General features: G+C 66.8%; 13 protein-coding genes. 12 read left to right on the top strand and 1 reads right to left on the bottom strand.

Going from position 1 to position 16,351, the window contains the following annotated elements:
* The first annotated feature begins 138 nt into the window (after window positions 1-138).
* From ACQP1G_RS09125 to ACQP1G_RS09095, 7 genes are all read left to right on the top strand, one after another.
* A complete protein-coding gene (locus tag ACQP1G_RS09125) occupies window positions 139-1,506 on the top strand; it encodes a flavin-containing monooxygenase (protein WP_433200782.1) in 1,368 nt (455 codons plus the stop codon).
* A gap of 13 nt (window positions 1,507-1,519) precedes the next feature.
* Complete coding sequence (locus ACQP1G_RS09120; protein WP_433200779.1) at window positions 1,520-2,659, top strand: serine hydrolase domain-containing protein; 1,140 nt, start codon at window positions 1,520-1,522, stop codon at window positions 2,657-2,659.
* Window positions 2,659-3,699 carry an NAD(P)-dependent alcohol dehydrogenase gene (locus ACQP1G_RS09115; RefSeq protein ID WP_433208339.1) on the top strand — a complete coding sequence of 347 codons (1,041 nt, stop codon included), beginning with the start codon at window positions 2,659-2,661 and terminating at the stop codon, window positions 3,697-3,699. Before ACQP1G_RS09120 ends, ACQP1G_RS09115 begins: the two co-directional genes overlap by 1 nt.
* 66 nt (window positions 3,700-3,765) lie before the next feature.
* Entirely contained in the window at window positions 3,766-5,454 is a 1,689-nt protein-coding gene (locus ACQP1G_RS09110; RefSeq protein WP_433200776.1) for a class I adenylate-forming enzyme family protein, read from the top strand.
* A gap of 13 nt (window positions 5,455-5,467) precedes the next feature.
* On the top strand, window positions 5,468-7,219 hold the full coding sequence (locus tag ACQP1G_RS09105) for an N-acyl-D-amino-acid deacylase family protein (protein ID WP_433200773.1): 1,752 nt from the start codon (window positions 5,468-5,470) through the stop codon (window positions 7,217-7,219).
* 110 nt (window positions 7,220-7,329) lie between these two features.
* The gene (locus tag ACQP1G_RS09100) at window positions 7,330-8,193 is read left to right on the top strand and encodes an alpha/beta fold hydrolase (protein ID WP_433200770.1); all 864 of its coding nucleotides are present in this window, start codon (window positions 7,330-7,332) and stop codon (window positions 8,191-8,193) included.
* A gap of 77 nt (window positions 8,194-8,270) precedes the next feature.
* On the top strand, window positions 8,271-9,449 hold the full coding sequence (locus ACQP1G_RS09095; protein ID WP_433200767.1) for a DoxX family membrane protein: 1,179 nt from the start codon (window positions 8,271-8,273) through the stop codon (window positions 9,447-9,449).
* Between the two features lie 26 nt (window positions 9,450-9,475).
* Here ACQP1G_RS09095 and ACQP1G_RS09090 read toward each other — a convergent pair whose 3' ends face one another.
* Window positions 9,476-9,937 (bottom strand): STAS domain-containing protein, encoded by a 462-nt coding sequence (locus ACQP1G_RS09090; protein WP_433200764.1) that lies wholly within the window; start codon window positions 9,935-9,937, stop codon window positions 9,476-9,478.
* A 161-nt stretch (window positions 9,938-10,098) separates the two neighbouring features.
* On the opposite strand from ACQP1G_RS09090, the gene ACQP1G_RS09085 reads away from it, so the two are divergent.
* From ACQP1G_RS09085 to ACQP1G_RS09065, 5 genes are all read left to right on the top strand, one after another.
* The gene (locus ACQP1G_RS09085; protein WP_433200761.1) at window positions 10,099-11,196 is read left to right on the top strand and encodes an ABC transporter substrate-binding protein; all 1,098 of its coding nucleotides are present in this window, start codon (window positions 10,099-10,101) and stop codon (window positions 11,194-11,196) included.
* A gap of 3 nt (window positions 11,197-11,199) precedes the next feature.
* Window positions 11,200-12,249 carry a FecCD family ABC transporter permease gene (locus tag ACQP1G_RS09080; protein ID WP_433200758.1) on the top strand — a complete coding sequence of 350 codons (1,050 nt, stop codon included), beginning with the start codon at window positions 11,200-11,202 and terminating at the stop codon, window positions 12,247-12,249.
* Window positions 12,246-13,082 carry an ABC transporter ATP-binding protein gene (locus ACQP1G_RS09075; protein WP_433200755.1) on the top strand — a complete coding sequence of 279 codons (837 nt, stop codon included), beginning with the start codon at window positions 12,246-12,248 and terminating at the stop codon, window positions 13,080-13,082. Before ACQP1G_RS09080 ends, ACQP1G_RS09075 begins: the two co-directional genes overlap by 4 nt.
* A gap of 222 nt (window positions 13,083-13,304) precedes the next feature.
* Window positions 13,305-14,048 (top strand): zf-HC2 domain-containing protein, encoded by a 744-nt coding sequence (locus tag ACQP1G_RS09070; RefSeq protein ID WP_433200752.1) that lies wholly within the window; start codon window positions 13,305-13,307, stop codon window positions 14,046-14,048.
* Between the two features lie 14 nt (window positions 14,049-14,062).
* On the top strand, window positions 14,063-16,351 hold the full coding sequence (locus tag ACQP1G_RS09065; RefSeq protein ID WP_433200749.1) for a heavy metal translocating P-type ATPase: 2,289 nt from the start codon (window positions 14,063-14,065) through the stop codon (window positions 16,349-16,351).

Genomic DNA, 16,351 nt, shown 5'->3' with positions numbered 1-16,351 from the left:
TTCACTAGACACCACGTCCAGCCAGTGCTAGTTTGTTGCCTACGTCACTCCACGGCCGCAGGCGGCTGGGGATGGTTCGGGCACCGCATCCGGTGCCGCCGGTAGGTGACGGCAAGCCTTCAGACGAGGACTAGTGAATTGACTCAACGCAATCTGCCCCGGGTATGCGTCATCGGCGCGGGCCCCTCCGGTATCACCGCCGCAAAACGCCTGCAGGACTTCGACATTCCCTTCGACGTCTACGAGGCGAGTGATGAAGTCGGCGGCAACTGGTACTTCAAGAATCCCAATGGCATGTCGGCCTGCTACCAGTCGCTGCATATCGATACCAGCAAGTTCCGCCTCGCCTTCGAGGACTATCCGGCACCAGCGGAATGGCCGGATTTCCCGCACCATTCGCAGTTGTTCCAGTACTTCAAGGATTACGTCGACCATTTCGGCTTCCGCGACAAGATCCTGTTCGATACCAAGGTCACCGCGGCCGAGCGCCAGGACGACGGCAGCTGGCTGGTGACCGCGAGTGACGGCCGCACCCGCGGCTACGACGTGCTGATCGTCTGCAACGGCCATCACTGGGATCCGCGCACGCCCGACTACCCCGGCGAATTCGACGGGGTGCTGATGCACAGCCATGCCTACAACGATCCATTCGACCCGGTCGATATGCGGGGGAAGAAGGTCGTGGTGGTCGGCATGGGCAATTCCGGGCTGGATATCGCCTCGGAACTGTCCCAACGCTTCGTCGCGGAGAAGCTGACCGTATCGGCGCGGCGTGGGGTCTGGGTGCTGCCGAAATATGTGCACGGCACGGTCGGTGACAAACAGAGTGTGCCGCCGTGGATTCCGCGCAAGATCAGCATGAAGCTCAAGCAGCGCTTCGTGCGCAAGTTCCGCGGCGATATGGAGTTCTACGGATTGCCGAAACCGGATCACAAACCGTTCGAGGCACATCCGTCGGCCAGCGAGGAGTTCCTGCACCGCGCCGGATGCGGCGATATCGCCTTCAAACCGGCCATCACCGCACTGGAAGGTCCGCGGGTGCGCTTCGCCGATGGCAGCACCGAGGAGGTGGATGTGATCGTCTGCGCCACCGGCTATCACATCAGCTTCCCGTTCTTCTCGGATCCGCAGCTGGTGCCCGACGAGCAGAATCACATCCCGCTGTTCAAGCAGATGATGAAGCCGGGCGTGGACAATCTGTTCTACCTCGGCCTGGCCCAACCGCTGCCGACCCTGGTGAACTTCGCCGAACAGCAGAGCAAGCTGGTCGCGGCGTATCTGACCGGCAAGTACCTGCCACCGTCGCAGGCGCAGATGAACGCGGAGATCGCCGCGGCCGAACAGCGCCGCAGCGGCCGGTATTACAACTCGCCTCGGCACACCATCCAGATCGAATTCGAGCCGTACGTGCGCGATATGAACCGGGAAATGGCCCGGGGCGCGAAGCGAGCCGCCGCGGCGGGCAATGCCCTACCGGTGCCCGCCCGGACGCTCGAGAATGCCTGAGGGGCCACTCATCATGACGACATCAGGATTCTGTGCCGACGAATTCGCCGGTGTGCGAACCGAATTGGCGAATCAGATCGCCTCGGGCGAGGAGCTGGGCGCAGCGATCTGTGTAATGGTCGACGGCGAACCGGTCGCCGATATCTGGGGCGGACACCACGATCTCGAACGTACGGTGCCGTGGACCGAGGACACCCTGGTCAATGTCTTCTCCATCAGCAAGACCATGACCGCGCTGTCCGCGCTGCTGCTGGTCGACCGCGGTGAACTGGATGTGCAGCAAAAGGTCGCGCATTATTGGCCGGAATTCGCCGCGAATGGCAAGGGCGATATCGAGATCCGCCAACTACTCGGGCACACCTCCGGCGTCTCCGGCTGGGAACGGCCGATCGAGCTGGCCGATATCTACGACACCGAAGCGGCCAGCGCTCGGCTCGCCGCGCAGCCGCCATGGTGGGAGCCCGGCACCGCATCCGGATATCACGCGCTGAACTACGGACATCTGGTCGGCGAAGTGATCCGCCGCATCACCGGCCGCACGCTCGGGGAGTTGTTCGCCGAGGAACTCGCGGGACCGCTGCACGCCGACTTCCATATCGGCACCGGCCCCGAACATCACCACCGAATCGCGCCGCTGGTCCCACCGCCGCTGCTGGAATTCGATATGGCGGCCCTCGATCAGGAGAGCATCCTAGTCAAGACGCTCACCAGTCCATTGCTCGATATTCCCGAGGCCAATAGCGCCGCGTGGCGGGCGGCCGAGATCGGCGCGGTGAACGGGCACGGCAATGCCCATTCGGTGGCCCGCGTGCAGTCGCTGGTGTCCTGCGGTGGCGAGCTGAACGGCCGAAGGTTGTTGTCGGAGAAGACGATCGACCTGATCTTCGAACAGCAGTCCGACGGCGTCGATCTGGCGCTGCTGCTGCCGCTGCGCTTCGGACTCGGATACGGACTCCCCCAGCCGCAGACCGCACCGGAGGTCCCCGGCGGCCGGGTCTGCTGGTGGGCCAGATTCGGCGGCGCCATCGTGGTCAACGACCTCGAGCACCGGGTCACCTTCGCCTACACCATGAACAAGATGGCACCGGGACTCATCGGCTCCGATCGCGCGAATGCCTATCTGCGCGAGGTGTTCTCGGTGGTGCGGTCATGATGCGGGCATTGCAGCTCACCGATCCGGGTGTACTCGAGCTGCGCAAGGTCGCGGTGCCCGAGATCGGGCCGACGGATCTGCTGCTGCGCGTCGGCGCGGCCGGAATCTGCCATTCGGATCTGCATGTGCTGCATATCCCGTTCAAGATGCGCGAGCAACCGCTGACGCTCGGGCACGAGGTCGCGGGCACCATCGAAGCGGTCGGCGCGGGTGTCGAGGGTCGGGTGGCCGGTGAACGCGGCATCGTCTACCTGTGCTGGTCCTGCGGCGTCTGCCGAGAGTGTGTGAGCGGCAACGAGAATGTCTGTCTCGCCGCCGGTCGCACCGCCATGCCACCGTGCCCCGGACTGGGTCCGGACGGCGGTATGGCGGAGTACATCCGTATTCCCGCACGCTCTTTCGTGCCCATCGGCGACCTGGATTTCCTGCAGGCCGCGCCGCTGGCCGACGCGGCGCTGTCGAGCTATCACGCCATCGAGGGCGCTCGGGCACAGCTGCGACCGGGTTCGGTCGCGGTGGTCATCGGCATCGGCGGACTCGGCCATGTCGCGGTGCAGATCCTGACCGCGACCAGCGCGACACACGTGATCGCAGTGGATATGAGCGAGGACAAGCTCGCACTGGCCACACGCTGTGGTGCGGCCGAAGGGCTTATCGCCGGTGCCGATACGGCACGAGAAATCCTGGACCGCACCGACGGTCGCGGCGCGGATGCCGTCTTCGATTTCGTCGGTGTCGATGCGACCGCCACGCTGGCGGTGGAATCGGTAGCCCCCAACGGCGCGTACCGCATGATCGGACTCGGCGGCGGCGCACCGGAGATCACCGCGGGACCGGCGGGCGGCCCCGGCTGGCCATGGGGCGCTTCGATCCGAAAGTCCTACGGCGGCACCAAATCCGACCTGATCAACTCCGTGGCGCTGGCGGGGTCGGGCAGGCTCACGGTCGAGGTCGAACGCTTCGATCTCGCGGATGGCCGCGAGGCCCTGGATCGACTGGAGCGCGGTCTGGTCACCGGCCGCGCGGTCCTGGTTCCCTAGGCGACCATGATGCCCAACCAACCTCGTCGTTCCGAGGCAATGACTACCCATGAGGAAGAGCTACCTATGACAAAGCCCTTCGACCCACAAGCACTGGCGGCCGCGGCCGTGGCGAAGCTGACCGGGCCGGGTGGACAGTTCGAGATGTCGGTGGAGGATGTGCTCGGCGCCGCCATTCCGGTGATCAAGGACCGCGGCCACTCGCTGGGCGAGGTGCTCGGGGCCTCGGTCGCGATGGGTGATCGAGACTACCTGGTCACCGAAGAACGCCGGATATCCTATGCCGAGCACGCGGCGGCGGTATATGCGCTGGCTCGAGCGCTGCGGGACCGGTACGGCGTCGCGAAGGGCGACCGGATCGGCATTCTCGCGGCGAATACCCCCGAATGGGTGGTGGCGTTCTGGGCCGCACAGGCGCTCGGCGCGATCGCGGTCGGCTACAACGCCTGGTGGATGCCGCGCGAAATCGCCTACGGCGTCGAGCACACCGGTCCCGCCGTGCTGATCGTCGACGCGAAACGCGCGGCGCAGGTGGCCCAGCTCGACATTCAGGTGCCCGTTCTCACCATGGAACACGACCTGCCCGCGCTGATCGCCGACTTCGGCGACGGCGAGCCGCCGCACACCTCGGTCGACGAAGACGATCCCGCGGTCATTCTGTACACCAGCGGTACCAGCGGCCGCCCCAAGGGCGCGGTGCACACCCACCGAAATCTGGTGGCAGTCATCGACTATCACCGTTTCAACGACGCACTCGCCGCCGCCTTCCAGGGTGGTGTCGACGACGGAAGTCCGAAGGGCCGCCGCTTCCTGCTCACCTCACCGCTGTTCCACATCGCCAGCCTGCACAATCTGGTGCTGCCGCGGATGGCGACCGGCGATACCGCCGTCATCTATCAGGGCGCGTTCGACGCCGAGCGGATACTGCGGCTGATCGAGCGGGAGCGGATCAGCAACTGGGGCGCGATGCCGACCATGGCTACTCGACTGCTCGAGGTCGATGTGTCGAAGTACGACTTGTCCTCGCTTGCCGCCTTCTCGCTCAACTCCGCACCGTCCTCGGCGGCGTTGCAACAGCACCTGCGCGAACAACTTCCGGTCGCCAAGACCGCGTTGGTGACCAGTTACGGCATGACCGAATGCAGTACCGCGGCGACCATCGCGGCACCGGCCGAACTCGCGGCATTCCCGGATACGGTGGGTCGCCCGGTAGTCGGCGTCGAGCTGTCGATCCGCGACGAGCTCGGCGAGCCCGTCGATGAGGGGGTGGAAGGCGAGATCTGGGTGCGCAGCCCGTACGTCATGCTCGGCTACTGGGCCGACGACGCCGCGACCGCGGCCGCCATCACCCCCGACCGCTGGCTGCGCACCGGCGATATCGGCGTGGTCGAGCAGGGCCGACTCCGATTGTCCGGCAGGCGTTCGGATCTCATCCTGCGCGGGGGCGAGAACGTCTACCCGACCGAGGTCGAGCAGTGTTTGGACGAACATCCCGCAGTCGTTGAATCCGCCGTCGTCGGCCTGCCCGACGACGACCTGGGACAACAGGTCGCCGCCCTGGTGGTTATCGAGAATCCGTCCGCCACAACCGAACAGGAACTGGCGGAGTTCGCCGAGCAGCGCATCGCCTACTACAAGGTCCCCGCACGCTGGCGGCTCACCACAACACCCTTGACCCGCAATGCGACCGGCAAAGTCGTGCGCGCCGGAATCGCCGAAGCCCTGTCCGCCGACTCGGCCTCGGATCAGCACTGAGATGTGAGAAGTCATGTACGACACGATCATTAAAGACGGGCGCTGGTTCGACGGCGCGGCCTCCCCCTCGGCCATCCGCCATCTCGGCATCCGCGACGGCAGCATCGCCGTCGTCTCGGCCGAACCCCTCGATGAGACCGACTGCCCGAATGTCATCGATGCCGCCGGGAAATGGGTGATTCCCGGCATGATCGATATCCACACCCATTACGACGTCGAGGTGCTGCGGAGTCCGGCGCTCGCCGAATCCGTCCGGCACGGCATCACCACCGTACTGCTCGGCTCGTGCTCCCTGTCGACGGTGCATGTCGGCGCATCCGACGCCGGTGATCTGTTCGGGCGGGTCGAGGCCATCCCACGCAAACATGTGATCGCGGCGATGACCGAAACCAAGTCCTGGACTTCGGCGCACGAATATGTCGAGGCGCTGGAGGCGCTGCCGCTCGGGCCCAATCTCGCCGCGTTCATCGGACATTCCGATATCCGGGCCGCGGAGATGGGATTGGATCGCGCCACCCGCAAGGAGATTCGCCCCACCGAGGCCGAATTGACCGCCATGGCTGCCAAGCTCGACGAGGCGCTGGACGCCGGCTTCGTCGGCATGTCCTCCCAGCAGCTGTTGTTCGACAAACTCGACGGCGAGGTGTGCCGATCGCGCACCCTGCCATCGACCTATGCCAGCGCGCGGGAACGCCGCAGACTCAATGCGATCCTGCGTCGCCGCGGCCGGGCGCTCCAGGGCGGTCCGGATGTGGCCCGGCCGCAGAGTCTGGTCGCGATGGCGGCGAGCAGCCTCGGCATATTCCGCAAACCGCTCAAGGTCAGCTTGCTCTCGGCGGCCGATATCAAGGCCATTCCCGCTGTCGCCCAGATGTTTCCGCTGATCGCCCGCGTGCTCAACCGACTGGGCGGCGACTTCCGCTGGCAACATCTGCCGGTGCCGTTCGAGGTGTACTCCGACGGTATCGATCTGCCCGTCTTCGAGGAATTCGGTTCGGGTGCAGCGGCATTGCACCTGTCCAACCAGTTGGAACAGCGCGGGGAGCTGCTGCGCGACGAAGGCTATCGACGCCGGTTCCGCACGGACTACGACAAGAAGTTCGGGCCGCGGGTCTGGCATCGCGATTTCTTCGATGCCGAAATCGTGGAATGCCCGGATCAATCGGTCCTCGGCAAGACCTTCGGTCAGGTCGGGCTCGATCGCGGTGGACTGCACCCAGTGGACGCGTTCCTGGACCTGGTCGTGGAATATGGCAGCAAAGTGCGGTGGCGGACGACCATTTCCAACCACCGGCCGCAGGTGCTCGACAAGTTCGCGGCCGATCCCGGTGTGCAGCTCGGCTTTTCCGATGCCGGTGCACACCTGCGCAATATGGCCTTCTACAACTTCGGGCTGCGGTTCCTGCGCCGGGTACACGACGCCGAGCGCGCGGGGCGACCGTTCCTGTCCCTGGAACGTGCCGTACACCGCATCACCGGCGAACTCGCCGACTGGTACGGCATCGATGCGGGCCACCTGCGCCCGGGTGACCGCGCCGACCTGGTCGTCATCGATCCGGCACATCTCGACGAGACTGTCGAGGCCTATGCCGAACATCCGATCGCGGTATTCGACGACCTCTCCCGGATGGTCAACCGCAACGATGCGACCGTGACCGCGGTACTGGTCGGCGGGGAATACGTCTTCGGCAATGGTGTGGCGGCGTCGGTCCTCGGCACCGAACGCACGGGGCGATTCCTGCGGGCGGGCGCGGCGAAGAGCTGACCCGCCGTACCGACCGGCCGCTCGGCGATTCGCTTCGCCGCCCGATCCGCGCTACCTTATCTGTTACTGGCGAACACAGGTGTTCGCCTATCCACTCGCGAGGAGGCGATGTGGCGATATTCGCGCACCGGGGTCGGGATGTGGTCTATGACCGAGTCGGCAGCGGCCCACCCGTCGTACTCCTGCACAACGCGGGTACCCAACGCCATATCTGGGACGATCAGGTCGGCGAATTGCGACATCACTACGAGGTTTTCGCGCTCGACCTGCCTGGTTACGGAGAATCCGACCAGCCGGCCGACGGATACCGGCTCGCGGACTACGCGGATATGCTCGAGGCCTTCCTCGCCGCGCAGGATCTCGCCGATGTCGTGCTGATCGGGAACTGCCTCGGTGCCGCTACCTCGTTGCGGTACACGATGACGCATCCGGACACCGTGCGGGCACTGGTGCTGTGCAACCCCTTGACGTGGAATACCGTGCGCGCCGGGCGTCAGGCCGGACTCGCCTGGGTCGACGCCCGGCTCCCGCTCGGACCCGTGGCGCGCAGGCTGGCGCTGCCCGATGCGGTCGTCTCCCGGATCATCGCGGACCAGTTGGGCGCGGACGGACGGCGCCGCGATCTGCACCACTCGCCGCGCCTCACGGCGCACTGGGGCGATAAGGGGCGGCTGCAGGCGCTGCACGGCTTGGTCCAGGACTTCCCGACATATGCCGACCTGGATGCTTTCACCCCCGGCCCCGGATTCCCGCCCATCTGCACCATCTGGGGCGAGCAGAACCGCATCCTGTCGGCCCGCGCTGGCGCCCAGCTCGACGAGACGCTGCATCCGCACACCCGAATCCAGCTCCCCGAATGCGGCCACCTGCCTATGGTGGAGTCTCCAGAGAGCGTCACGAACATCATCACCACCTTCCTATCCAGTCAGGAGGTACGGCCGTTCGGCGCAACAGAACACCCGGTCAAAACCTGATTCCGAGGTGTTGATCTTGTTGTTTGTCGGTGCCGAACGCGGGAACCCGAACCTCAGCCACCGAGGAAAGGGATGTCATGTTGCTACGCCGATTCGCCCGACCACTGCTGGCGACCGCCTTCGTCGCCGATGGCGTCGATGCGCTTGTCCACCCTGAGCAGCGCACCAAAGCGGCCACGACGCTGGTACAGCAGGGCCAGCAATCGCTGCCCGACAATCTCGCCGTCAAATTGCCATCGGATCCGGGGACGGCCGTCAAACTCAACGCGATCGCCCAGGTCTCGGCCGGAGCATTGCTCGCACTGGGCAAGCTGCCTCGACTCGCCTCGCTCACCCTGGCCGCGACGGTGATCCCGGCGACGATCACCGAACAGGACTTCTGGGCGGAGAAGGATCCGGATCGCAAGGCGGCCAAGCGCACCGCCTTCCTCAAGGATGTGAGTCTGCTCGGCGGTCTGATGATCGCCAGCGCGGATACCGGAGGGAAACCGTCGCTCGGCTGGCGTGGCCGCCGGGCCGCGAGCAATGCCAGCGCGGCGGTCTCGGCCGCATTGCCGTTCGCGGCGGCGGATTCGCCGACCGGCGAGGCGCTGCGTCGACATGCGTACGACGCCGCCGTCCGCGCCAGGGAACTCGGCGATGTCGCCGCGACGAAGGTTGCCGCGGTCGCGCAGGAGCGGGGCTCCGAGATTGCCGATACGGTCAAGGAGCACGGTCCGGAGTGGACCGAACTCGCCAGGGCGCGTGGCGCGAAGCTGGCCGAGAAGGCCGCCGAACTCGCCGAGATAGCCAAGGAACGGGGTCCCGAACTGGCCTCGACCGCACGCGAACGCGGCGCACTCCTGGCCGAGAAGACTCAGTACCGCGGTGTCGAACTGGCCGAAATCGCCCAGCATCGCGGCGCCGAATTCGCCGAAAAGGCCCAGCACCGCGGCGCCGAATTCGCCGAAAAGGCCCAGCACCGCAGCACCGAACTCGCCGAAAAAGCCCAGCACCGCGGGATCGAGCTGGCCGGGATGGCCAAAGCGCGTGGGCCCGAACTGGCCTCGACCGCGCGGGCGCGCGGCGTTGGGCTGTCGGAGAAGGCACACCGGCGTGGTGCGCGTCTGGCTGCGAAGGCCGAGCGGCGGGCCAAGCGGGCGCAACCTCGGATCGATAGGGCCCTGCGCCGACTCGATAGAGCCCAGGAACGTATGGCGCTGGCGCAGGACCGAATTGCACAGGCGCGGGAACGCCTGGAGACGCGGCGCCGCTGAGTCGCGCCAGCCGAGATCGCCGGAACCTACACCGGGGCCGCACATCCCGGTGCGGTGTCCGCGAGTGCCGCGGCCAGGGAACCGACGCGGCAGAACATCGTGGACAACCCGGTGATCTCGAGAACGCGATCGACGCAGCGCACCGTGGTGATCAACACCATTCGGCGATCGGCCCTTTCGGCCGCCGCCTGGGCCTCGATCAGCGTCGTCAGCCCGGCGGCGGCGAAAAAGGTGACCGGTGAGAGATCCACGACCATGGTCGATTCCTGGGAACCGAAGGCGCGCAACAGCTTATCCCGCAGCAACGGCGCGGTGCACAGATCGACTTCACCAGCGACAACCACCAGTGTCACATCGAAGCGTGGGTGGCTCACCGAGAGCTTGATGATCCGGGCTCCGGGCACGGCCGAAATATCGACGCACTCACCGTGTTTCGGTTCGTCACGGTCAGCGGGTCGCCCTGGCGGATAAGCGAAGTGGGTGGACATGCGCTGGCTCCTGCGGTCCGGGTGCAGACCTGTCCCACCAGTGAAGCAGGGTCCGCCGGGTCTGTACAGGGTCGGCGCGCGCCCATGACAATACTCGGTTCGCGTGCGCGGCCCGGAAAATTGCCGGGAACCAGACCACTGGACCGGACGACCAAATGGTCATGCAACACACAGCACTGCGGGTGCGACCGCGCCACGGGCGCACCGAAAGCCCGACCCCGCCCCTGAAACATGCCGCTGTGCTCGCCTTGGCCGTCGGCGCCATCGCCGGATGTTCGACCACGGTGACCGAATCCGCGACCACCGCACCCACGGCCGCGACCGAGGGCGTCACCCACTATCCGATCACCATCGACAATTGCGGTAAGAGCTACACCTTCACCGAGCCCCCGAAGCGGGTCGTTGTGATGAACGGCGGCTCCATCGGCGAGGTCTCGTCACTGGTCGCCCTCGGTGTCGGCGACCGCGTCATCGCCAACGCCCAGTCCTACGGCACCTCCGAGGTGCCCGGCCGCGCCGCCGCCATCGCGGCGCTCCCGACCGGCGGTATCACCCCGAACAGCCTGCAGGACATCCCCCGCGAGGCCATGCTCGCCCAGCATCCCGATCTCGTCATCTCCACCGGGGGCGGCGGCTTCGCGGCCGATCAAGGCTTCGCCACCCGCGCGGAGCTGTCCAGCGCGGGCGCCAATACCTATGTGCCCCGGGCGAACTGTGGTGTCACCGGCGCGGTCACCGGCACGCCGACCATCGAGGACAGCTACGCCATGCTGCGCGATTTCGGGAAGATCTTCGACGTACCCGGCCGCGCCGAACGGCTCATCGACGACACCGAACGCAAGATCGCGGAGACGGCCGCGCGGGTCACCGGACAGCCCACAAAGAATGTGCTGCTCATCTTCCCGGGCATGGGTATGGGCGATGCGGGCGACTTCTCGGCCATCGCGGCGGGCGGCATCTGGAACGACATCATCGAACGGGCCGATGCGGTGAACCCGTTCAACCGCACCGACGGCACAACTTTCGTGACGATCAGCAAGGAACAGCTCGCCGTCACCCCGATCGACGGGCTCATCGTGGTCAACTACCGCAATCCCGATATCGATGCGGCGGCCAAACGGATCCTCGAGCAGTTCCCGCAGTGGAACGCCAGCAAGAACACCAACTACACGGTGCTCTCGGATTCCATCTACCTCGGCCCGAGCAATGACATCGCGGTGGCGAAAATCGCCGGACTCGTTCACCCCGAACAGTTCTGACCGATGACGCGCACCTCTCGACAACGGCGTCTGCTGGCGGCCACACCTCTGCCCATCGCGATTACCATCGCGCTGGCCATTCTGTTCGCGGTGATGCTGGTATCCATCGCCGTGGGATCGGTCACCGTCTCGATCACCGATACCGGCCGGGTCATCCTCGCCCACGTATCCGGTAGGACAGCCGACGTCGGGTTCACCGTCGACCAGATCGTCTGGAACTATCGGCTGCCCCGGGTCATCCTGGCCGCACTGTGCGGCTGCGGGCTGGCGGTCTCCGGCGTGATTCTGCAAGCGCTGGTGCACAATTCGCTCGCCGACCCCTATGTGCTCGGCCTGTCCTCCGGCGCGTCGCTCGGTGCGGTGACGGTCATCGTCACCGCGGGGGCGGCACTCGGCGGCATCGGTGTGTCCGCGGCCGCCTTCCTCGGCGCGATCGGCACCGCCGCAGTCGTTTTCGCACTCGGACAGCGGCGCGGCACACTGGCACCCACCCGCCTGGTGCTGGCCGGTGTCGCCGTCGGCTATCTGCTGCTGGCGGCGACCAACTACCTGCAACTGCGCGCCACTCCGAATGAACTACGCGCGGTGCTGTTCTGGACCATGGGCAGTGTCTCCGGCGCGAGCTGGTCCCGACTCGGCCCGGTCACGCTGGTGGTAGTCGTGGTCGTCGCCGTGGTACTGGCCTTCGGCCGACGTCTCGATGTGCTCGGCACCGGTGACGAACAGGCCACCGCACTCGGCGTCGACGTCCGCACCACCCGCATCGTTCTGCTGGTGCTGGCCTCGCTGCTGACCGGCGTACTGATCGCGGTGGCGGGCGGAGTCGGCTTCGTCGGCTTGATGGTTCCGCATCTGGTGCGCCTGACCTGCGGCATGGGCCACCGGCGGGTGCTGCCCCTTGCCGCACTGCTCGGCGCGGCGTATCTGGTTGCGGTGGATCTGCTTTCCCGCACCATCGACGCCCCCGACGAACTCCCACTCGGCATCTTCACCGCTGCCTTCGGCGCACCCTTCTTCCTCTGGCTGCTGCGCCGTGACGGAGGCCTCGCATGATCGGACACCCCAGCCGTGCACCGGGCAGCGCGGTTGGGCCACCGCGTACTCGGAGCGCCGAGCTGTCGATTGTCGGGGTGAATGTGGGGCTCGGGGGTGCGCAGGTGTTGGACGCGGTGACATTGCAGGCGCCGCCGGGGGCGGTGGTGGGGGTGATCGGGCCGAATGGAAGCGGTAAGACGACGCTGCTGCGGACGATCTACCGGTCATTGCGGCCCGACCGCGGCATGGTGCTGATCGACGGCTCGGATATCACCGGAATGTCCGTGCGCGGTGCGGCCCGGACCACCGCATCGGTCCTGCAGAACGGGGCCGGATCACCCGAACTCACCGTCGCGGAAATGGTTGGTCTCGGCCGCAATCCACACCACGCACTTTTCAGCCGCGATACCCCGGCAGACCACGAGGCCGTCGAAAAGGCCATGGCGCGAACGGGTGTCACCGCCTATGCCGATCGCGCCATCGGCTCCCTCTCCGGCGGCGAACGCCAACGCGTCCTGCTGGCCAGGGCGCTGGCACAGCAGCCGCGCCTGCTCGTCCTCGACGAGCTGACCAACCATCTCGATGTGCGCGCCCGATTCGAACTACTCGACCTGGTCCGCTCGACCGGCATCACCACCCTCGCGGTGCTACACGAACTCGACCTTGCCGTCCGCTGCTGCGACCGCCTGGTCGTACTCGATCGCGGCACGGTCGTCGCGGCGGGCGCGGTACTCGAGGTCATGACCCCCGAACTGCTGCGCACTGTCTTCGGCGTCAATGCAAGGGCCGGGCAACACGACGATGGCATCGTCCGATTGCATTACGCCGCACAACCTTTGGCCGCCGAGTGAGACCAGCGTGCGCGCGGATCAGCCGTTGGCGCGGCGCTGGCCGCCGAAACGGGTGGTGGCGGACCAGGTCCGCACGCGCACGCGCCACCGGGAACCGCACCGTCCCCACCGGACATCCGCGTATCGCCGCCGCGAGTGCCAGCCGAGTCGTCGCGGCATCCTCGGCGGGCGTCGGGAGCAACCGGTGGGAACTTTGCGATCGGCCCAGCCGACAATGTGGACGTGGAGTGCAAGATATGCCGGACCGCACTGTCGGCCCGGATCGATGGCGAACGCGAAGCCGTGCCCGCGGCGCGCGTGGATGAACACCTGGAACAGTGCGCGCGGTGCTGCTCCTGGTACGTCGCCGCCGTAGAGACCTCGCGCCTGCTGCGCAGTGGTTCGCGGTACGCACCCGACCTCACCGACGCCATCTTCGCCGCCGCCGACCTGCAACGCCCGCGCGGCTCGCGGTGGCGCACCGCATTGTCCGGAGTCGGCCGGCCCGAGTGGACCAGGCTGCTGCTCGGCCTGCTCGGCGTCGTGCAATGCGCAGTGGCGATCGGTCAGTTCGCCGGATTCGACTTCGGTATGACCCACCATCACGGCGCCGAGCCGACCCGGCATCTGATGAACGAGTCCACCGCGTGGAGCCTCGCGATCGGCATCGGGTTCATCTGTTGCGCGGTGCGGCCGCATGCGACCTCGGGGGTGCTGCCGGTGCTCGGCGTACTGGTCGCGACACTCACCGCATTCGTCATCGGTGATCTGTACTCCGGAGCCGTGCCGATCTCCCGGGTGCTCTCGCACGGCATCCTGGTCGCCGCGCTGGTGCTGGTCGTGGTGGTACATCGCACCCGCCGACCGGAAACCGCACCACCGACCCGGACGAGCAATCCGGTGCCCACCGACCTCGTCCTGCCGCCCGGCGCACGATTCGGCCGCCGCACCGGCCATCTGCGCTCGACCCGAGATCCTGCCGCCTGACCGAACGGAACCGCATGAATACAGCATTGAGGGAGGGCGCGACGGGTGGGCCCGGCCGCGCCACCGTGCCGCCGCCCGCCACCACCCGGATCTCGCTCGCGGTGTCCGGAATGACCTGTGCCGCCTGTGCCAACCGGGTGGAGCGCAAGCTCAACAAGGTCGACGGCGTGCTCGCATCGGTGAACTACGCGACCGGCGTCGCCACCGTCGATGCGGCCGAGGATATTTCGGCCGAACAGCTCTGCGCCGAGGTGATCTCGGCGGGCTACGGCGCGGAGCCGATCATCGAGGGCACCGGCCCGATCTCCTCGGCCCCCGAGGAGGCCGCGGTCCGCGATGTGTTCCGCCGCTTGGTCGTCGCGTTGCTGCTGTTCTTTCCACTTGCCGATCTTTCGGTGATGTTCGCGATGGTGCCCGCGACGAGGATCACCGGCTGGCAGGTCATGCTGACCGTGCTCGCGCTGCCGGTAGTGGTGTGGGCGGCCGCGCCGCTGCACCGAAAGGCGTTGGCGGGTGCGAAGAATTTCACCGCCAGCATGGACACCCTGGTATCGGTCGGTGTGACGACCGCGACGCTGTGGTCACTGGACACCATGTTCCTGCACGCGGACCGGACCGAAACCCCCGACGGTGTATGGGACGCGTTCTGGTCCGGTGATTCGATCTACCTCGAAGCCGCCGCTGGCGTCACCACATTCGTGCTCGCCGGACGGTATTTCGAGGCGAAGGCCAAACGTTCGGCGGGCAGCGCACTGCGGGCACTCGCCGCGCTCGGCGCCCGCGAGGTCACGGTGCTGACCCGCGACAAACGCGAAATGCGGGTTCCCATCGGCGAACTCGTCGAGGGACAGCGCTTCGTGGTGCGTCCCGGCGAAACCATTGCGACCGACGGCTTGGTGGTCTCGGGTGCATCGAGCGTCGATGCCAGCGCGATGACCGGCGAATCCATACCGGTCGATGTGATCGAGGGGATGGCGGTGATCGGCGGCACGACCGCACTGACCGGTCGCCTGATCGTGGAAGCCGCAGCGGTCGGCGCGGATACGAAGCTGTCCGGCATGATCCGGCTGGTCGAACAGGCACAGACCGGGAAGGCGCGCATGCAGCGCGTCGCCGACCGGGTCTCGGCGGTGTTCGTCCCGTTCGTCTTCGCCGTGGCGGCCGGCACCTTCCTCATCTGGTGGTTGCTCGGTTCCGGTGTCGACCGGGCCGCCTGCGCCGCCTTGGCGGTGCTGGTGATCGCGTGCCCGTGCGCGCTGGGGCTGGCGATTCCGACGGCGCTGATGGTGGCCTCCGGCCGCGGTGCGCAATTGGGCATATTCATCAAGGGCCATCAGGCGCTCGAGGCCACCCGCGATGTGGATACGGTGGTGCTGGACAAGACCGGAACCGTCACCAACGGCGTAATGAGCGTCGTCACGGTGACCGTGACCGATGCGCTGACCGAAACCGACGTGCTGCGGCTGGCCGGTGCGGTGGAGGCAGCCTCCGAACACGCCGTCGCCGCGGCCATCACCCGGCATGCCACGGCGACGCTCGACGAATTGCCCGAGGTCGAATCCTTCGCAGCGCTACCGGGATTGGGTGCGCGTGGCGTTGTCGCGGGCCGCGAGGTGCTGGTCGGACGCCTGCGCCTACTGCACGATCGCGGCATCGCCGTACCGCAGCAGCTGAGTCGTGCGGTGCGCCACGAGGAACGGGCCGGACGCACCGTGGTGCTGGTCGTGGTCGACGGCGCGGCCCACGCAGTGATCGCGGTCGCCGATACCGTCAAGGACTGCGCCGCCGACGCCATCGCCCGGCTGCACGCGCTCGGTCTGCGCGTCATGATGTTCACCGGTGACAACGCCTATGCCGCCCAGTCGGTCGCGGACGAGATCGGCATCGATGAGGTTGTCGCCGAACTACTTCCGGAGGGCAAGGTCGAACTCATCGCCGGCATGCAGGAGCAGGGCCGCCGCATCGTGATGGTCGGTGACGGCATCAATGACGGCGCGGCGCTGGCCACCGCCGACCTCGGCATGGCGATCGGGGCTGGCACCGATGTCGCGATCGCGGCCGCCGATGTGATCCTGGTCCGCGATGATCTCGCGGCCGTCGCCGATGCCATCGAACTCGCGCATGCCACCTTGCGCACCATCAAGGGAAATCTGGTGTGGGCCTTCGGTTATAACGTGGTCGCCATCCCGGTGGCCGTGCTCGGCTTCCTGAATCCATTGATCGCCGGTGCGGCCATGGCGTTCTCGTCGTTCTTCGTGGTCTCCAACAGTCTGCGGCTGCGCCGCGTTCGGCTCGCGCGCTGA

It is taken from the genome of Nocardia sp. CA-107356 (assembly GCF_050946365.1).
GTDB lineage: Bacteria > Actinomycetota > Actinomycetes > Mycobacteriales > Mycobacteriaceae > Nocardia.
The sequence above is the reverse complement of the archived record's forward strand: the minus strand, read 5'-3'. Positions and strand labels throughout refer to the sequence as shown.